The following is an 18503-nucleotide window of genomic DNA, read 5'->3' as shown; positions in this document are numbered from 1 at the left end:
ATGACCATTTTCACGATCAATAAGCTGAGAAAAACATTTACAACCGGAGAAGTGGAAGAAGAAATATTAAAAGGGATTGACCTGACGTTGCAGCAAGGCGAGATTACCGCACTTGTCGGCGCTTCCGGATCCGGTAAAAGCACGTTGTTGACAATCGCAGCTGGGCTCCAGCCGGCTTCAGACGGGAAGATTTTGTTCAATGGACAGAATATGACTGGTATGAACCAGGAGCAAATTCGAAGAATCAGGGCTCATGACTTTGGCTTTGTCTTTCAGTCAGCGCACCTCGTCCCTTTTCTTACTGTAGAAGAACAGCTGGCTCTGATGCTCGAAGTATCGGAATCGACATTAAAAAAAGTGCAGCAAAAAAAGGAAATTGCCGATATCCTGAAACTGATCGGCATGGAACACCGACAATCGGCGTATCCCGCGTCCTTATCCGGCGGTGAAAGACAACGGGTAGCGATTGCCCGGGCCATCATCCACAAGCCTCAAATGCTTTTTGCGGACGAACCGACGGCCAGCCTGGATTCAAAACGGTCAAAAGATGTCATGGAACTGATCCGCAATTTAACGAAAACCTTGAACATCACCACGTTGATGGTAACGCATGACGAGGAGATGCTGGCGTATGCCGACCACGTCATTACAATGAAAGATGGTTTGGCCGAGTGACGTGAAGCGCTATTCTTTTAATTTCCCACTTAAGCAGTTGCAACAGTATAGTAGGAGAACCAAAAGATTAGAAACTAATCCATCTCGAACCAATAAAGTAGATTGACTTTTCCGATTAGCATTTGTTAAGTTAAGTTGTATAAATAAGAATCAATGACGAGAAAGAGTAAGAAAAGATAACTGTTCCTCAGAGAGTCGGCGCTTGGTGAAAACCGATGGACAGACCTTATCCGAAAATCATCTCCGAGATGCAAAGCTGAAAACAGTAAGATTTGCCGGATTTCCTCCGTTATCGGGAAGACGTATGATTGTACGTCGACTAAGCGCCGGAATGTTTCTTTTGTATGGAACTTGCGGAATATGGGTGGTATCGCGAGCTAGACTCGTCCCTTTTTTAAGGGACGGGTTTTTTTATGCGAAAAATTGAGTATGGCGATAAAAAAGCAGCAGTCACAGTTGTTTTGAGGCTGTAACAGCTACAAATATGCAACTAAAATTCAGGAGGAATTATGATGAATCGAACCAATGTCGTATTTGCAGGATTTATGCTTTTTTCTTTATTTTTCGGGGCTGGAAATCTGATCTTCCCCCCTCTTCTCGGTTTGGAATCCGGAAGCAGCTTTGGACCAGCAATTATGGGCTTTATCATTACAGGTGTCCTACTGCCATTTATGGCCATTATGGCCGTGGCCTTGTCTGATAATGGATTAATCTCCATGGGGAACCGGGTGCATCCTGTCTTCGGAATGGTCTTTGCCATTATCATCTATCTCTCGATTGGCGCTTTCTACGGGATACCTCGAGCTGCCAGCGTCGCTTATGAATTGGGCTTCAAACAAGTCTTTCATGTTGATGGCGGATTTGCGCTCGCTGCATTCTCTCTGGTATTTTTCGGTATTACTTATTTAATCAGTTTAAATCCAAAAAAAATCGTGGACCGCATTGGACAATATCTGACGCCACTTTTATTGCTTGTTTTAGCTGTGCTTGTCATCCGAGCTTTCTTTACATTCGATAATGTCGCTTCGTCCGCTGCTGGAAAGTATGCATCATCTCCCTTGATCACTGGAATCCTGGAAGGATATTTCACGATGGATGCGGTCGCAGCTCTGGCGTTTGGAATCGTCGTAATCAATGCCCTGAAAGATAAAGGAGCAACTTCCAAAAGGGAACTTGTAAAAGGCACATTTGGAGCTGCTCTCATCGCTGGTCTTGGGCTGGCCGTGGTTTACTTTTCTCTGGGCTGGATTGGACGGGTCATTCCAAACGAGAACGGCTTCGAAAATGGCGCCGAGATTTTAACTTCAGCAGCTAGCCTCTTGTTCGCAACCGGCGGCGGTTTTCTGTTCGGTTCGATTGTCATCCTCGCATGTTTCACGACCTGTGTCGGTTTGATCAATGCCTGTTCGAGATTCTTCAACGAGATTTATCCGAAGTTATCTTATTCTTCCTACGTTGCTATTTTCGTTTTGATCGGCTTGCTGGTATCTAATTTGGGATTGAATATGATTTTGGAATTGGCAATTCCTTTATTGGTTTTTATCTATCCAATTGCCATTGTCCTGATCATTCTTTCTTTATTCGAATATATTGCAGGAAAAAGCCAGATGATGTTCCGGCTTTCGGTAGCCGCGACCTCCGTTTATGCGTTATATCAAGTCTTAACCAGCCTCGGCTATCAACTTGAATTTTTAGCTAGGTTGCTTGAGGTATCTCCATTTTTTGATCTGGGACTAGGTTGGGCTATCCCCTCATTACTGTCTGCCGTTATTGGCTATAGTATTGATAGGATTAAAGGATAAATCTAGACTTGAACAAAATTGACTTCTAACCACTAAGCAGTGTTTACTTAGTGGTTATTTTGCTTTTAATTGCCTGATTGTCTTCCTATAAACTTCTTTGACATACGCCCTTATAATGCAATCTAACTGGCATACTCGAGTCCTTGGTAGCATTCCCAAAATATTTTACATCGCGGAGATTGGTTCTTGGCAACTGTAAAGGCTCACTATAGTCTATAGTGAGCCTTTACTTATTATTTATGGTTTAGGATTTTCTATTACCCCTACCTAATATAAATACAAAATAAATATTTACTGACTAATCAAATGGGGAATCAAATTCTTTAAACAATTCATGATTGACAAAATCTGAATATTCTCCTCTTGTTACGGTAAAGATTAGAACTTTACGTATTCAAGCTTGTCCCCTTGCGACTCATAACCTTTTAAATACTTAATCCGGCGTTGTATAGCAGTTTCACTGACTTGTTCATCTGCATGGTAAGATGAACGTACCATGGGACCAGCTTCACAGTGTTTAAAGCCTTTATCAAGCGCAACTTTCTTTAATTCTTCGAATTCATCCGGATGATAGTACCGCTCTACATTCAAATGTTTTCGAGTGGGTTGTAGATATTGGCCGATTGTCATTATATCCACATTGTGCTTTAAAAGATCATCCATTGCTTGTAAAATTTCTTCTTTTGTTTCTCCCAGGCCAACCATCAAGCTAGATTTGGTTGGTACATGTGGAGCGATTTCTTTTACCCGGGCCAATAACTCTAATGAACGGTCATAAGTAGCTTTGGCTCGTACACGTTTGGTAAGCCGACGTACAGTTTCAATATTATGATTAAAAATATCAGGTTGACTATCCATCAGTGTATGTAAACTCTCATAGTCCCCTTTCATATCTGAAGGCAAGACCTCAATGGTTGTGCCAGGCATTCTTCTTCGAATAGCTCGTACTGTTTCTGCAAATACAGCTGCCCCGCCGTCATTTAAATCATCTCGTGCAACGGCTGTTACAACTACATGCTTTAATTCCATAATTTCGGTCGACTCTGCAACTCGTTCCGGCTCTCCCCAATCGAGTTCATTTGGAAGTCCTGTTTTTACTGCACAGAAGCGACACGCTCGTGTACAAGTATCGCCTAAAATCATAAAAGTAGCGGTCCGTCGTTCGCTCCAGCATTCATGTATATTAGGACACTTCGCTTCCTCACAAACAGTATTCAGTTTTTTCTCTCGCATTAACTTTTTTAAATCATTATAGGTCTTATTAGTATTCAGCTTAACCTTTAACCATTCAGGTTTTCGAATATGCTCTTTCGATTTCGTCATAGTAAAAATCCTCTCTTTTCTTCTCGCAGGAAATTCCATTCCTTGCTCGTGTATTTTTTCTCCAATTCAAAGACTTCATTCAAAAGGTCACTCGGCGGATCAAACTTCTCTAAATGAATGTCCAATCCCTTTTCAAAACCAGCTTGGAAAGCAGTTTTCGCCTTTTCCATACCAATCGGATTTGGTAATATGTCGTTAATGGCGATAGCTCTGTTTTGAAATGCATTGCGAGCCTTTTCTTTTGAGTGTTCATTTGGGTAGACAAATAAATCAAATAGCAATTCTTTGTCTATAGTTAACGGAACTGAACCATGTTGGAGAATTACACCCCTTTTTCGCATTTGAACACTACCAGCTGCTTTCTTCTCATCTACCGTTAGTTCATACCAGGATGGCTCTTCAAAACAAACGGCTGATTTAGAAATACTCTTGCTTTTCGGTAACGCGAATTTCGCTTCGATCCCTAAATTGCGGTATCCTTCAAGTAATCCTTGAGAAAGGGTTAAATAAGCATCTTTTACCGATTTCGACATGGCTGGATGTGCTTCTGAGATAAGGATACTGTAGGTAAGTTCTTTATCATGAAGAACTGCCTTCCCCCCCCCCGTTTGCCTGCGCACAATTGGAATGCCACATTCAATAGCATTTTCAATATTGATAGCCCCTTCTATTTTTTGAAAAAATCCCACTGAGATTCCTGCTGGTTCCCAATTATAAAGTCTTAGTTGACGCCAGGTATAGTTTTTATAAAAGCCTCAACTCCCCATAAACATCCACCTGCTAAATAGATTACTTCCATAATTGGCCTCCCATTTGTTTTTAAGCTCTGTTAACTATGATAATCCTAAATGGTCGCGTAAGGTATGCCCTTTATATTGCTTTCTGAAAATCTCTCTTTTTTGCATTTCAGGAACAATGAGTTCAACAAAATCTTTTAAACTGCCTGGTAATGTAGGAGGCATCAAATTGAACCCATCAGCCACACCTGTCTCGAACCAAACCTCCATCTGATCAACAATTTCTTCAGGAGTGCCAATCAGTGTAAAATGGCCGCCGCCTGCATTAAGGTATCCTAATAGTTCTTTTACGGTAGGCCGGGTATCCTTAATGATTTCAAGTACCGTTTCGTATCGGCCAACCGGACCCTTAAATTCTGCTATAGAAGGCAATGCAGGCACTTTTAGATCAATTTCCCAATGTGAACAATCTTGCTGAAGAAAGAAACTTAGCTGTTTCAAAGCTGTTTCTACAGGTAATTTTTCATCTAACGCAGCTTTTTTGGCCAGTGCTTCCTCGTGAGTACGCCCTACATAAGTGACTAAGCCGGGGAATACCTTAATGTGCCGATCACAGGCTCCGTTTTGCTTAATTTGTTCATCTAGCTTTTTACGGTACTTTTTTGCTTGGTTTAAGTTCCATGACACGGAATAGACGGCATCTGCATATTTCGCAGCCAATGCAATGCCTTGTTTAGATGCTCCTGCTTGCATGGCAACTGGCCTGCCTTGAGGGCTTTTCGGTGTCGTGGAAGGACCTTTTACTTTAAAATAGGTGCCCTTGAAATTAATAGGATTTATATTTACAGGATTGATCAATTGTTTATCTGCCCGATTGTATAAAACCTCGTGACTGTCCCATGATAAAAATAGCTTATGCATGACAGCGGCGAATTCGTCAGCTCTTTCATACCGTTCATCATGGGGAGGCAATTCGCTCATACTGTGGTTTAACGCTTCCTCATCCCTCATCGAGGTAACGAGATTCCATCCAACCCGTCCCTTCGTAATATGGTCCAGGCTCAACAATTGCCTTGAAGCAGTGAAAGGATTTGAAAAGGTGCTTGAAATCGTTGAAACCAATCCCACATAATGTGTTACTTGAGAAATAGCAGTTAGATTCACCACTGGATCCAGCCAAAAGGCTGGCATTTCATTTGGATCGCTGGCCTGGAATGAATGGTTGTCAGCAAAGAACACGGCATCAAAGCAGCCTTTTTCGGCTAATTGCGCTAGAGATTGGTAATAAGAAATGTCCCCAATGCGTTCAACACTTGAATCTGGCATTAACCAAGCAGCCTGATGGTGTCCGCATCCATATAATAAAACACCTAAATGAAGTTGTTTCCTTTGAGTTTTTTTCAACTAGTCACTTCCCTTCCTATATCATAAATGACTATGTAAATAGTCTTTTTCACAAAACTAACTAGTGCATATGAAGTTATCAGTTCATCGTCAAACCACCATCTACTGTGAAGTTTTGACCTGTAATTCCGTCAGCATTTTCTGAAGATAAATAAGCGACCATATTGGCTACATCTTCAGGCGTCGTCACTTTCTTCAATGGCGTTGATTGAGCAATCAAATCGAATACTTCCGGGGTTGTGACAGAACTGGCATCCGTCGTTTTCAATAAGCCCCCTGAAACGACATTCGCTTTTATGCCGTATTGTCCCAGTTCCGAAGCGATATTGCGTGTAAAACCGATCAATCCAGCTTTAGCTGTTGTATATTCATGGTAAGGTACGACCGGATTTTGATATAAATTGGTGCCGATACTGATAATACTTCCATTTCGCCGCTCCATAAATTGCGGCATAACGCTTTGTACTATATTAAATGCCGCCTTTAAAGTGCCATCCAACTGTTTTTGATAATCCTCCCAAGCAAGTTCAGTAAAGGGTTTTTGTTTGTTGGGATCAAATTTAAAATCTACCAATGCATTATTCACGACAACATCTATTTGACCAAAATACTCTGTTGCTATTTTTACCATCGCCTCGACTTCCTGACGATTTGTAACATCAGCACAAATCGCAATCGCATTATTCTTCCCTAGCTCAAAAACAAGCTCTTCAGCTGCATCTTTGCTCTTGTAATAATTGATGACCACTTTAAAACCTCGTTGTACTAATGTTTTTACAATAGAGGCTCCCAGCCCTCTGCTGCTACCTGTGACCAATACGATTCTGTTCATTGCAACCACTCCTCATTTTTAATTTTCCTAAACTGGAATAATAAACTGATAGATAAAAAAATACACGGCTCAATCAACAGTACGATAAAAGCACCTTAACCTAAATACCGGTGGTATAAAGTTTTAGCTTCAGAAATGCTTTTCGTTCCATGAATCAAAACACGGCCATCCCTAAAAATAACAAGACGATGTGCTGCAGTTGAGAAAGAAAGTAGAAATGGATTACGTGCAATCTTTCCTGGCTGTCTGGACAAGGTTTTATCCAAGCTTTCCAAGTCTCTTTCTATCGGTTGAGAGGGACGGATCTGAACCGTATCCCTACCGCATAAAACGGCAGTTTTTGTTTGGTTTGAGAAAGAAAGGTACGGATAAGAACGCTCCACTCCACAAGAAGGGCAATCCTCTTTTTTCATCTTATCGACGTTGATCGATGATTGTTGATTTTCCCATAAATCGAAGGAGACCAGCTTATTCCTTAAATGAAGTCTATCTTCGACTAGAATTTTTAATGCCTCGGAAATTTGGAAAGACAGGACCATTTGGACAGCAGGGCTGATGATCCCGACCGTATCACAGGTAATGCCTTCCATTGGCATCTTCTCTAACAAGCAATTCAGACACGGAGTTTCACCAGGAAGAATTGTATAACTGATTCCATAACTTCCAACACACGCACTGTAAATCCAAGGGATCCGATATTTTTGGGAAATATCATTGATAATCATCCGAATATCGAAATTATCGCTGGCATCAAGAATCAGATCAACGCCTTCCACCAATTGCTCCATTTCTTCGACAGAGACATCCATGACATGACAGCAAATTTCCACTTCAGAATTAATAGCCGTTAGTCGTTTTTTAGCCGCCACTGCTTTTGGAATCCGCTGTTCCGCCTCCTCTTCTGTATAAAGCTGCTGGCGCTGAAGATTGCTCCACTCCACATAGTCCCGATCTGCGATGGTGATTTTGCCTATCCCTGCCCGCACTAACATTTCGGCACTTCCAGTCCCCAATGCCCCAGCACCGATTATCAAGACATGCTTGTTCTGCAATTTCTCTTGTCCCTCTATCCCGATTGGCGCAAAAAGCTCCTGTCGTGAGTATCGTCCATTCAACCGATACTCATCCCTTCAAGCGGACTGCTGGCAGTGGCATACCGTTTTTTGGGAATTCGCCCTGCTTCAAACCCAAGTCTTCCTGCTTCGATGGCTAGCCTCATAGCTCTGGCCATTTTCACCGGATTTTTCGCTCCAGCTACAGCTGTATTCAGCAAGACTCCAGCAGCTCCCATTTCCATTGCCATAACAGCATCAGAAGGTGTTCCGATTCCAGCATCGACAATAACAGGAACACTTGTCTGTTCAATGATGAAAGAAAGATTCAATGGGTTAATGATTCCTTGGCCAGAGCCTATGGGAGAGGCTCCGGGCATAATAGCGTGGCAACCTAATTCTTCGAGGCGTCTTGCCAGCAGAACATCGTCTGAAGTATACGGCAAGACGGTAAAGCCTTCTTTTAATAGCTCTTCTGATGCTTTCAATGTTTCAATTGGATCAGGCAGCAAGGTTTTGGGGCAACCGATCACTTCCACTTTAATCATGTCACAAAGCCCCGATGACTTAGCAAGTCTTGCAATCCGTACCGCTTCTTCGGCAGTCTTGGCACCGGCTGTATTCGGGAGTAGGGTGTACTTTGAAACATCCAGATTTTCAAGGAAATTCGGCTGGCTTGCTTCAAATATATCCATCCGTCGGACTGAGAACGTTAGAATCTCCGTACCTGACACATCTACCGCTTCTTTTTGGATATCAAAATCTGGATATTTACCAGTACCCAATAACAATCTTGAAGAGAATTCATGATTTCCTATTTTCAACATGTTCATCCGCCTCCTACAAAATGCACTAACTCAATTTTATCTTTATCAGAAATTGAGGTTTCTGCATGTTCTGCTTTTTCCAGTATTTCAGCATTTTTTTCGACAATGACCACTTTTTGATGCAATTCAAAATGCTGCAGCAGTCCGGCTATCGTTTTCACTGTGTTGGGTACTTCTATTTGATCTCCATTTACCGTCAATATCAATTTCTTCACCTCATTATTGGATTGTTTTTTCTGGTTGACCGATCAATACGAAAAGAGGAGATATCAATTGAAGGAGATTTTCCTTCAATCAAATCAGCCATCACCTCCCCAGTAATCGGTGACAATAAAATGCCATTTCTAAAATGGCCAGTTGCTATAAACAGCCCTTTGTAATCGGGATGTTCACCTAAATAAGGCAAGCCATCAGCGGTTTGCGGACGAATTCCAGTCCATGCTCTTTCCCACTCGCCCTGTAATATGGAAGGCACCAATCTTTTTGCATTCTCCATTAACGAAAAAATTCCCTCTAAAGTGACTTGCTGATTAAATGTATTCGGTATGAGGGTTGCTCCTATAATGATTCTTCCGTCTTTTTTCGGAACAAGATAGCAGCCTGGCGTGAAAATTGTGCTTGATAATAAGGGAAACTCTGTCCGTACAGAAAAACACTCGCCTTTCACAGGATACATTTTGAGCTGTAAGCCTATCTTCATCAACAGCTTCTCGCTCCAAGCCCCTCCTGTTACTACAACGTTGCTGCTCATATAATCTCCTTCATTCGTAGTAACGCCTGTGACTTTTCCATTTGAGAAATGAAAGGAATGAACTTCTATATATTCTTTAATCACGCAGCCAAGTGCTGAGGCAGATTTTAAAAATCCTAAAGCCAGCTGTGGAGCTGCTACTTGTCCATCTTTTTCAAGATACATGGCGCCAATTACCTTATTGGACAATGCCGGCTCTCTTCTTCTCGCTTCTTTACCTGTAAGCAACTCGGCTAGTTCCCCGTTCTGTTTATGGATTTCACTGATTCGATGGTGTTCCTGCTGCTCCCGATCAGTTAAGGCAAGCCTTAGCATTCCCTTATTCACAAGTTCAATATCAACTCCGCTGGTCATTTTCAGTTCATCTGCTAAGTCGCTAAATAACGCCCTGCTGGTCCTGGCTAATTGAAAAAGCGGACCTTCTCCATCCAACTCGGCTTGGGCGCCCAGCATCCCAGCTGCCGCTCCAGATGCTTTACTTGCAAGCCGGTCTTTTTCCAGCAACAAAACCTTCATTCCTCTTTTCGCCAAATTAAAAGCTATTGCCCCGCCGTTGACTCCGCCGCCGACTATTATGGCATCATACGTTTTATTCATTGAATCCCTCCTTATCATTGCAAGAAAATATTATATAGATAAATAGGAACGATATTGCTGTACCGCCTGCAAAGGGTCTTCTGCTTCCAATATCCCTGACATTACAGCGACTCCTTGTGCTCCCGCTTCGATAACATCCCTACTATTTGCCGGTTTTATCCCCCCAATCGCGATAACTGGGATAGAAATTGATTCAGAAATGAACCTCAACTGTTCTAACCCTTTCGGAATGAGTCCTGGTTTTGATTGAGTTGAATATACATGGCCGAATATCACATAATCAGCACCTTGCTGCTCGGCAATTTGAGCTTCTTCAAGGGAATGGACGGAACAGCCAACTGTCAAATCCTCAAATTTTCGTTTTACAATTTCAACAGGCAGCGAATGATAGGCTAAGTGAACTCCTTTCACATTTGAAACACAGGCAACATCCGCCCGGTCATTAATTATTATTTTTGAAAGAGGAACTTTTTTGTTTTTTAAAAGCTCCACCATTTCATATACTTCTTTTGCTGTTTTCGTTTTTTCACGAAGATGGATGAAATCGATGTCAAAATGAATCCTGCCGATGATATCTGCTAATTGTTCCGGCTCTTGACTTCCTGTAGAGATAATATGCAACTTTTTAGTTTTCATGTTTTTTTCCTTCACTCCCTCCCTAGTGCATAAAAAATACCTGCCAAATAAAAAAACCACTCCAGCGATGGAGTGGTTTTGATCATATTTTAGGAATAGATAAAATACATAGCAACCACTTCCCTACGCTAGTTTCAACTAGATCAGGTTCAAAGGGTCCGGATTGCTCCATCTCAGTCTTAAAAGACTCCCCTAGTGTTTTTATATTCAGTTTTCGGAATATCTAAAGTAAGCGTATCACCTCTCGCGTGATTTATCCAGTTCATTCTAAATATTGTTAATTAATTATTACCTTTCGTAAAAGTACATTTATACGAAAAAAAAAAGGAAGGAAAGAAACAAAAGCTCCTCTTCATTCCTTCCGATAATCCCTCATATGTTAACTAATAATTTTACACATCATAAAATAAACGATTATTTTAATAAAAATATACTTAAATAAACGAGTATAGAACATTTCTTTAAGAAATCCTATCTATCCAATATTTTCTCCAGCAACAATATCATTCATCACATCTTCTAATGTTACATTTTTTAAAACTTTCTCCATTGCCCCCTGTGCGGTCGCAAATATTGGTTCTATAGTATTTTGGATATTCCGGCCAACGGGACAATTAAGCTGTGGATTTTCGTGTATACTGAATAATTCTTTATCTTGAACAACATTTACCGCTTTATAGACATCGAACAAGGTAATATCAGATAGTTTCATTGTAAGTTTTGCTCCTGCAATACCTGGGTGTACTTCGATCAAACCAGCTTTTTTAAGCATGCCCATAAGTTTCCGTATCACTGCTGGATTTGTGTTAACGCTCGAAGCTAAAAACTCAGAAGATGTTATTCCATCTTTATTAAATTCAATTAGAGTTAATATATGAATTCCGACAGCAAATCGGCTGCTAATGGACATTTACCTTCACCCCTTTATAAATTTCTATTTCTATATCTAATATCATGTAATTAATTTAGTTACAAGTTTATTGTATCAAATAGCAAACAAAAAACAAATATCGCTATCCCTGTTGACAATACAGTTACAAGTAACTAATATGAATACATGTAATCACTATTGTTACATCAAAAGCGAACTAGGGGGATTGGAAAATGAAAATATTAGTTACAGGGGCAACAGGAAAATTAGGTTCGAAGGTTGTAGAAGCATTATTGAAAACCCTGCCTGCAAGTAAGCTGGCGGTGAGTGTCCGGAACGCCGAGAAAGCAGAAGGGCTTCGTGCTCGTGGAGTGGAAGTTCGTCAAGCAGATTTTGACCATCCAGAAACTTTGGATAAAGCATTTGAAGGAATTGACCGCTTATTGATCATCTCTGCGGATGGCGACAATGAAACGAGAATCCACCAACATACTAATGCTGTCCAAGCAGCGGAACGTGCAGGAGTAAAATTCATTGCCTACACAAGCTTAGCCAATGCTAAAGAAAGCGAAAATCTTATGGCGCCCCCTCATGTCGCGACAGAAGAATCCATTATGAAGACTGGTATCCCCTACTCTTTCTTGCGCAACAACTGGTATTTTGAAAACGAAATCGGAAGCATTCAAGGTGTCCTAGCAGGAGCACCATGGGTTACTTCTGCCGGTGAAGGAAAAGTTGGTTGGGCATTGCAACAAGATTACGCAGATGCAGCGGCAGCGGTTCTGGTTGGGAACGGCCACGAAAATACAGTGTACGAACTTTCTGGCCCTCTTTTAACTCAAGAAGAATTGGCATCTGCTCTTGGGGATATACTGGGTAAAGAAGTGCCTGTACAACAAGTGAGTGACGAAAAATATGCAGAGATCATGAAAGGCTTAGGTTTACCCGATTTTGTGATTCCGATTGTTGTAGGAATCCAAGAAAGCATCCGGAACGGTTCACTTGAAGTGGAAAGCAACGATTTCGAGAAAATTCTTGGTCGCACACTGCCGATCAATGAATCATTGAACCAACTTATTAATACAATTTCACAAACTAAATGAAATTAAAAGAATCGATATGATGGCATAATTGAGTCTTAGAGTCTCCTATCATATTCAAAAAACAAGAAAACATAAAAGTTAATATTTTTAAAACCTATAAAAAATATTTTTTTAAAAGCTGGGCATTCTGCAAAGAATGTCTTTTTTGTTTAGTTTTTTCAACCAATATTCAAACTCATATTTCATTTGCTTCTCATAACTCTCTTGGTATATTAAAATCATAATTCCTTTCTCTTTCTTAAGGTATACCTAGAGAATTAAGCACAACCATTCGTAAAATTACACTTTTAAAGACAAAATGAGAGGTGGATGCTAGTCAATGCATCTTTACTCTCCTTCTGTATTTGAATAGCCTCTGATAAATTATGATATGTAAACTAAATTATTTAATATAACGTTTCACTTTTAATTCTTCTCTTTAAAATTTTATCAATGTAAAAGAAATTAGTATTTCTTCTCCAGCAAACAAATTAATTGCTGTTTTACAGTACTCCACTCTGTATCGATGATGCTGTAAAACACATTATCATGTATAGTTCCATCTGCCTTTACCCGATGCTTACGAAATGTCCCTTCTTTTACTGCGCCTATTCTCTCTACCGCTTTTTGCGATCGGAAATTTTGTCCACTGACAGAAAATTGAACACGATTTACTTTCATCTCTTCAAAACAATATTGAAGCAAAAGGAATTTACATTCCGTGTTGGCTTTAGTTCCCCAATATTCAGGAGCGATCCAAGTCCAACCAATTTCAACATTTTTATTTACATGATCAATATCGCCAATTCGAGTAGAACCGACGACCTTTCCAGTAATCTTATCTTTTATTAAGAATGGCAGATGCAGCCCCTTCTTTTTACTCGAAATAGCTGCACTTACAATTTCTTTAATATCTTCTAGAGATTCAACTTTTCGCCATGTATATTCCCAGACTTCTGGACTTTTTAAAGCCTCATATAAAGTTTCGGTATGTGAGATTTCAAGAGGAAAAAGGCAAACTGCATTCCCATCTAATATTACATCTGTCTTCATATGTCCATAGTTCCCTTCTGCTAAGTTTTTTTGTCTTCTCTTGCCTATTCAGTAAGGCGAAGAAAACAAAACCTTCTAATTATTCATAAGTAAGTGTATCATTTTACATTTTTTGAGGTAACAGATTTTTCTCAAACTAAAGATAGTTTTTCAAAGCGTTCGTAAAAGTACAATTTCACGAACGAAAAAAGGAAGTAACTTGTTATTAAGTCGCTTCCCTCCCGATAACCCCTCATATGTAAACCTATTCTTCTTGTATACTTTTCTTACAGGCGAGAAAAATGAAAATAAATTCCAAAAAACACGACTTTTGTTTTTTGATTACGTCTAACAAGTAGAAACCATAAATTAGGGGGCGAGATTCCTTGACCAGCGAGAGAAAAAGCGAAATCACTGAGTGGTATCACCAGCATGGTGATTCGATCTTCAGATACATATTGCTGATGGTCCGTGATCATCAACAAGCGGAGGATTTAACACAAGAGACGTTTATTAAAGCATTCCGGTATTATGACAGCTTTGAACGAAAGGCAAATCCGAAAACCTGGCTTTTTCGCATTGCCCACAATCTCACCATTGATTTTATTCGTAAGCAAAAGCCCCTGGAGCTGTTAAAGGAACTGGTATTACTCGGAAAAAGTACAAGCAGTGTACCTGAAGGAATAGTGGAGATTAGAGAGAATTCCACAGAACTTTACCAGGCATTAAGCCAGCTAAAAGGTTCATATCGTGAAGTCATTGTTTTGAGGAAAATAAGGGAGTTTAGTATTCAAGAAACCGGTGAAATTTTAAGTTGGTCCGATAGCAAAGTGAAAAACACCCTTTCCCGAGCCCTTTCCGCATTGGAGAAACAGTTAAACAAGGAGGGAATTATCCATGAAAAAAACTGATGGTACTCATACGGCATTAGATAATCAGTTGAAACAATTGGATCAGGATATCATTTGGAGCCAGAACCATAAAGCAAGGCTGCACTCTCGGATTTTATCGAAATTGGATAAACAGGAATCCAAAACCCGGTTTTTTAATGGCTTTAAATTCACCTCCAGTTTAGTGCTGTGCTCGCTCCTTTTAGTAGCCGGAATTATTTTCCTTTCGCAAAACATCCTTCAAGAAGATAGTGGGTTAACAACAGGAACAGGAAATACCACAGAGGAAGAACCTACCTTGTCAGGAAGCGAAGAGGTAGATGCTGAAAAAAGCAAAGAAACCATTCAAGCTGTCATTGAAGAAGAATTCAACGGGCCAGACGAGAAGTACAAAGAAGTATGGGAAGCTGCCATGGAAGCCCAAAACAATGTGACAACTCAAGAAGAGTTCGATGCCTTACAGCAAACACCGGTATGGCAAAATTACATGAACTATATGGCGGAGACCTATGCTGCATCTTTCACAGAAAATGGCTATGACAATTTTTTAAATGCCACACCTGCTTTTATGTACAGTGGTTTTGATGGCGACTATGACCTGACAGCGTCGGATATTAAGATCAGCCAGAACGAAAACAATCTGAAAATGTATCAATTTACTTTCCAAGTGGACTATAAAAACGCAAACGGCGAAATCCAACCGTATTTGTTCGAAGGTGAAGCCATGGCTTCTGAAGAAGGAAAAATTGAGAAGCTGCAATTTCTGGATAAGGATGACTTGCTTACAGCTATGAATGAAGATATTTATTGACGCTGCCTTTAGGTAGCGTTTTTTGTATTATTGTATTCAAATGTTTTTGACCTTTTCAATCCGTTCCTAAAAATATACTTACACACCCCCAAAAAAAGGGAAAAAGCTTATTTAGCTTCTTCCCTACCGATAACAAATGATATGTAAACTTGTATAAAGAGAAATTTAAATTATTATGAGTTTATCTAAAGGGTGGTTCTATTGCTTTTACCTTTTTTGATTTCCACTCTGCCACTTGCTTTCTTTCAATAAACGCTATCCTATTTACCTCCAATCCTGTTCGTAGAATTGCATGTTTATTGAATCATTAGACGAAGCATAACCAATCCTAGCAAAAATTTCTCTTTCCAATTTCGGGTTGCTCCTATCTATATAATTAGATATATCCCAAGTGATTTCATCCTCACCCATCCCCCATTTCTCACTATGAGAGAGCGCTCGTTCCTCTGAACCATCTACTTCGTATAACCTTCCCCAGTAGCGATTCTGTGGTTCTGCACCAGCAATGCGGAGTTTAATTTGTAAACTAGAGGAAGTGATGGTCGGTGTTTTTTTAAGAGACTGCTGGTCAATTTCTATTCTTTCTATAGATCCTACAGGAAACCATTTCTTTAGACTATATTCTGAAGAGTTAGAGACGATGTGGCTAGAATGAAGAACCCTACGAAAAGCACAAGGAACACGGCTTTTTTTTCCATAATTTCATCACCTTTAATTGTCAAAGTATAAATAATTATTATCAATCTCAAAGACGGAACCTTTCATTTATGATTCGAAATGTAATCAGTAAACAACACGTTCGTTTGATCATGGACTGTTTTTACCTTAAATGTTGCAAGTCTGATTTCGGATTGTAATCTTTTATACTTTTGTCTTCCTTTAGCCGTTTTACGAGATCTGCATTTGAAAGCAATAACCGACCAAAGGCAGCCAATTGAATTTCCCCTTTCGCTAACGACTCTTCCGCAATTTCGGGTGTCAGCTCTCCCACCCCAATTACGACTCCTTCCCAGTGTTTCCGGACCAACGCATGAAGGGTCAGTTCATGTCCTGCCAAAGGTTTACGGTAGGTTTGAGCGGAAGGATGGATAACCTGAATCCCTGTACGTCGGAACACATCTAAGATTTCTATGACTTCTTTTTCTGGTTGTTCCCAAAAAAACAAGGGCGTATCGTCTTTATGCTCGGAAAATCGGACGATGACCCGTTCAGCGCCTATCGAGTTGGCGACTGCCTGCAGAATCTCTTCGAGAAAGAGATACTTATTCCGGCCATACGCGTCTTTTCTGAAGTTCACCAGGGAAATTGAAATTGATCGATCAAATAACCATGCGCCGCATGGATTTCGACGCCATCGAATCCAGCAAGCTGCGCATTGATTGCTGCCTTTGTAAAATCCTGAATCACTTTTTGAATATCCTCCTCGCTCATGGCCTTGGGCGTTTCATAAGGAAGTCCCACCCGATGGGTCAAGCCGTTCGCTTGGACAGCAGATGGAGCAACCGGCTGCAGACCGCCCGTAATCGCTGAATGGCTGAGACGGCCAACATGCCACAACTGGGCAATGATAATGCCGCCTTCTTGATGGACTTGTGCCGTCACTTCTTTCCATGCTTCAGTCTGGTCTTCCGTATAAAGCCCAGGAATTCCAATGGTCCCGCGGGCTTCCGGACTAACTGCAATGCCTTCGGTGATAATCATGCCAACGCCATGTTTTGCCCGCTTGGCGTAATAGGCTACTGTATCTGGATGAATCACACCTGTTTCCAGATCCGCAAAACTACGGGTCATCGGCGCCATCACCACTCTTGACTGTAAATTCCATTGATTGATTTTTACCGTTTCTAAAAGTTTCATTGCCATCCCTCTTCCTTTTTGTTGGTATGTTTAGTTTAATAGGAATAAGAAGGTGAAAGAATGGCATTTCATTCTAAAAAACACCATATTAATTTGGAATCATTTGTTGTTTAGTAAAAAAACAAATAAATCATAAGGAGCTATCAAATGGATAAAATTGACCAACAACTCTTGCTTGCCCTTCAGCAGGACAGTAAATCTTCTATGACGAAGTTGGGAAAGCAAATTTCCCTGTCGCAGCCAGCTGTAACAGAGCGCGTGAAAAAGTTAGAGGAAAAGGGAGTAATCACTGGCTACCAAGCGCTCATTGACCGAAAAAAAGTGAACAAGTCGGTTTCTGCTTTCCTGTTGTTCCAAGCCCGCCATTGCGAGGACTTTGTATCCTATTGTGAAACTGTCGAAGATGTCCTGGAAATCCACCGTATCAGCGGCCAATATAACTTTTTAGTCAAAGTGGTGGCGGAGACATTGGAAGTGCTGGAGGTAAAAATCAATGATTTAGGCCGTTTTGGAGATTCGACAACATTGGTGGTCTTGTCTACACCTATGGAGAACCGGCCGATCATCCCTTATCTCTCGAATGGAGAATAGAATAGAAAAAGAGCCAAGACAATTCGCTTGAATTGGTCTTCGCTCTTCTCTGTATACATGGAGTTAGAAATTATTCTTAAAGCGACATCTCTCCAGCTTTCAGCTTATATTCAATAGTATTTAAATAAATGATCTCATTCACTTCATGTCGAACTGTTTGATGACCTGATTTAATGCCTTTTCCAACGGCAATCAGCATGATATCCAGGAATCGGTCAGGAATCTCTAATACTTTCTTTAAACGGTCTGACTCGTAGCCGGACATGGTAATGGTTTCAAGACCTACTTCATTTGCCAATAGAATAAAAGACATCGCAGCTAAACTGGCGTCACGTACCAGTTCAAGTTTCAATTCTTCCAGCGATTTATTGGCATAGTAATTGATGGCAGCGCCTACCAATTGATCCCTCAGCTGTTCGGTAAAGTAGCCTGCCTGATATCCTTGCTCATGTATCAGAACGATATTTTCTTTTTCAAATGCTTTGTAATCACCCAAGATAAGAACTAAGGCAGAAGCTTCTGTTACTTGTTGCTGGTTGAAAGCTACGGGCAGCACCTGTTTCCGCAAATCGAAATCATCGATGACTAAATAACGCGTCGCTTGAATATTATTTCCATTAGGGGACTTCGCAGCGGATTCAATCAAAGCAGATAACGTTTCGATACTCACTTTGTAGTTCACATCGTAGTGCCGGACAGATCGTCTTTTCAGCAGTGTTTCTTTTACACTCAT

The 18503-nt window shown here is 40.6% G+C and carries 20 protein-coding genes, 1 pseudogene, 1 riboswitch and 1 other annotated feature; of the genes and pseudogenes, 6 read left to right on the top strand and 15 right to left on the bottom strand.

Going from position 1 to position 18503, the window contains the following annotated elements:
- Entirely contained in the window at window positions 1-675 is a 675-nt protein-coding gene (locus IRE19_RS05890; protein ID WP_203339622.1) for an ABC transporter ATP-binding protein, read from the top strand.
- A 144-nt stretch (window positions 676-819) separates the two neighbouring features.
- Window positions 820-1069: a binding site (T-box leader), on the top strand.
- Between the two features lie 118 nt (window positions 1070-1187).
- Complete coding sequence (brnQ, locus tag IRE19_RS05885) at window positions 1188-2477, top strand: branched-chain amino acid transport system II carrier protein (protein WP_203339621.1); 1290 nt, start codon at window positions 1188-1190, stop codon at window positions 2475-2477.
- 378 nt (window positions 2478-2855) lie between these two features.
- Here the strand turns inward: brnQ and lipA are convergent, their stop codons facing one another.
- The 11 genes and pseudogenes from lipA to IRE19_RS05830 form a co-directional block, all read right to left on the bottom strand.
- A complete protein-coding gene (lipA, locus tag IRE19_RS05880; protein ID WP_203339620.1) occupies window positions 2856-3800 on the bottom strand; it encodes a lipoyl synthase in 945 nt (314 codons plus the stop codon).
- A complete protein-coding gene (locus IRE19_RS05875; RefSeq protein ID WP_349291253.1) occupies window positions 3797-4489 on the bottom strand; it encodes a lipoate--protein ligase family protein in 693 nt (230 codons plus the stop codon). Before IRE19_RS05875 ends, lipA begins: the two co-directional genes overlap by 4 nt.
- A gap of 38 nt (window positions 4490-4527) precedes the next feature.
- Window positions 4528-4599 (bottom strand): annotated as a pseudogene (locus tag IRE19_RS05870) (peptide-methionine (S)-S-oxide reductase); the annotation flags it as partial.
- A 34-nt stretch (window positions 4600-4633) separates the two neighbouring features.
- A complete protein-coding gene (locus tag IRE19_RS05865) occupies window positions 4634-5941 on the bottom strand; it encodes an LLM class flavin-dependent oxidoreductase (protein WP_203339619.1) in 1308 nt (435 codons plus the stop codon).
- A gap of 79 nt (window positions 5942-6020) precedes the next feature.
- Window positions 6021-6773 carry a 3-oxoacyl-ACP reductase gene (locus IRE19_RS05860; protein ID WP_203339618.1) on the bottom strand — a complete coding sequence of 251 codons (753 nt, stop codon included), beginning with the start codon at window positions 6771-6773 and terminating at the stop codon, window positions 6021-6023.
- 95 nt (window positions 6774-6868) lie between these two features.
- The gene (locus tag IRE19_RS05855) at window positions 6869-7888 is read right to left on the bottom strand and encodes a thiazole biosynthesis adenylyltransferase ThiF (protein WP_203339617.1); all 1020 of its coding nucleotides are present in this window, start codon (window positions 7886-7888) and stop codon (window positions 6869-6871) included.
- On the bottom strand, window positions 7885-8652 hold the full coding sequence (locus IRE19_RS05850) for a thiazole synthase (protein WP_203339616.1): 768 nt from the start codon (window positions 8650-8652) through the stop codon (window positions 7885-7887). Before IRE19_RS05850 ends, IRE19_RS05855 begins: the two co-directional genes overlap by 4 nt.
- 2 nt (window positions 8653-8654) lie before the next feature.
- A complete protein-coding gene (gene thiS, locus IRE19_RS05845; RefSeq protein ID WP_203339615.1) occupies window positions 8655-8858 on the bottom strand; it encodes a sulfur carrier protein ThiS in 204 nt (67 codons plus the stop codon).
- A gap of 5 nt (window positions 8859-8863) precedes the next feature.
- Window positions 8864-10000 carry a glycine oxidase ThiO gene (gene thiO / locus IRE19_RS05840; protein WP_203339614.1) on the bottom strand — a complete coding sequence of 379 codons (1137 nt, stop codon included), beginning with the start codon at window positions 9998-10000 and terminating at the stop codon, window positions 8864-8866.
- A gap of 30 nt (window positions 10001-10030) precedes the next feature.
- Window positions 10031-10636, bottom strand: a complete 606-nt coding sequence (gene tenI, locus IRE19_RS05835; RefSeq protein ID WP_203339613.1) for a thiazole tautomerase TenI — start codon at window positions 10634-10636, stop codon at window positions 10031-10033.
- A 103-nt stretch (window positions 10637-10739) separates the two neighbouring features.
- Window positions 10740-10840, bottom strand: a riboswitch (TPP riboswitch).
- Window positions 10841-11111: 271 nt separating this feature from the next.
- Entirely contained in the window at window positions 11112-11546 is a 435-nt protein-coding gene (locus tag IRE19_RS05830) for an Rrf2 family transcriptional regulator (RefSeq protein ID WP_101802319.1), read from the bottom strand.
- Window positions 11547-11740: 194 nt separating this feature from the next.
- Here IRE19_RS05830 and IRE19_RS05825 point away from each other — a divergent pair, with 194 nt between their 5' ends.
- Window positions 11741-12610, top strand: a complete 870-nt coding sequence (locus tag IRE19_RS05825) for an SDR family oxidoreductase (protein WP_135503711.1) — start codon at window positions 11741-11743, stop codon at window positions 12608-12610.
- 444 nt (window positions 12611-13054) lie between these two features.
- On the opposite strand, the gene IRE19_RS05820 is transcribed toward IRE19_RS05825, so the two are convergent.
- Window positions 13055-13642: a GNAT family N-acetyltransferase gene (locus IRE19_RS05820; protein ID WP_135503710.1), complete on the bottom strand. Its 588-nt coding sequence runs from the start codon at window positions 13640-13642 to the stop codon at window positions 13055-13057.
- A 365-nt stretch (window positions 13643-14007) separates the two neighbouring features.
- On the opposite strand from IRE19_RS05820, the gene IRE19_RS05815 reads away from it, so the two are divergent.
- Together IRE19_RS05815 and IRE19_RS05810 are read left to right on the top strand one after the other, a co-directional pair.
- A complete protein-coding gene (locus tag IRE19_RS05815; protein ID WP_135503708.1) occupies window positions 14008-14532 on the top strand; it encodes an RNA polymerase sigma factor in 525 nt (174 codons plus the stop codon).
- Window positions 14519-15322 (top strand): hypothetical protein, encoded by an 804-nt coding sequence (locus tag IRE19_RS05810; protein WP_135503706.1) that lies wholly within the window; start codon window positions 14519-14521, stop codon window positions 15320-15322. Before IRE19_RS05815 ends, IRE19_RS05810 begins: the two co-directional genes overlap by 14 nt.
- Before the next feature lie 820 nt (window positions 15323-16142).
- On the opposite strand, the gene IRE19_RS18495 is transcribed toward IRE19_RS05810, so the two are convergent.
- Together IRE19_RS18495 and IRE19_RS18490 are read right to left on the bottom strand one after the other, a co-directional pair.
- A complete protein-coding gene (locus tag IRE19_RS18495; protein WP_349291252.1) occupies window positions 16143-16619 on the bottom strand; it encodes an oxidoreductase in 477 nt (158 codons plus the stop codon).
- Window positions 16616-17179, bottom strand: coding sequence for an oxidoreductase (locus IRE19_RS18490; RefSeq protein WP_255548232.1), 564 nt, complete (start codon window positions 17177-17179; stop codon window positions 16616-16618). The genes IRE19_RS18495 and IRE19_RS18490 overlap by 4 nt, the downstream gene beginning before the upstream one ends.
- Window positions 17180-17326: 147 nt before the next feature.
- Here IRE19_RS18490 and IRE19_RS05800 point away from each other — a divergent pair, with 147 nt between their 5' ends.
- A complete protein-coding gene (locus IRE19_RS05800; protein WP_135503702.1) occupies window positions 17327-17770 on the top strand; it encodes an Lrp/AsnC family transcriptional regulator in 444 nt (147 codons plus the stop codon).
- Between the two features lie 76 nt (window positions 17771-17846).
- Here IRE19_RS05800 and IRE19_RS05795 read toward each other — a convergent pair whose 3' ends face one another.
- Entirely contained in the window at window positions 17847-18503 is a 657-nt protein-coding gene (locus tag IRE19_RS05795; RefSeq protein WP_203339612.1) for a nitroreductase family protein, read from the bottom strand.

This window comes from Planococcus beijingensis (genome assembly GCF_016820615.1).
GTDB classification, from domain to species: Bacteria; Bacillota; Bacilli; order Bacillales_A; family Planococcaceae; genus Planococcus; species Planococcus notacanthi.
This window is presented reverse-complemented; position numbering and strand designations above follow the sequence as displayed.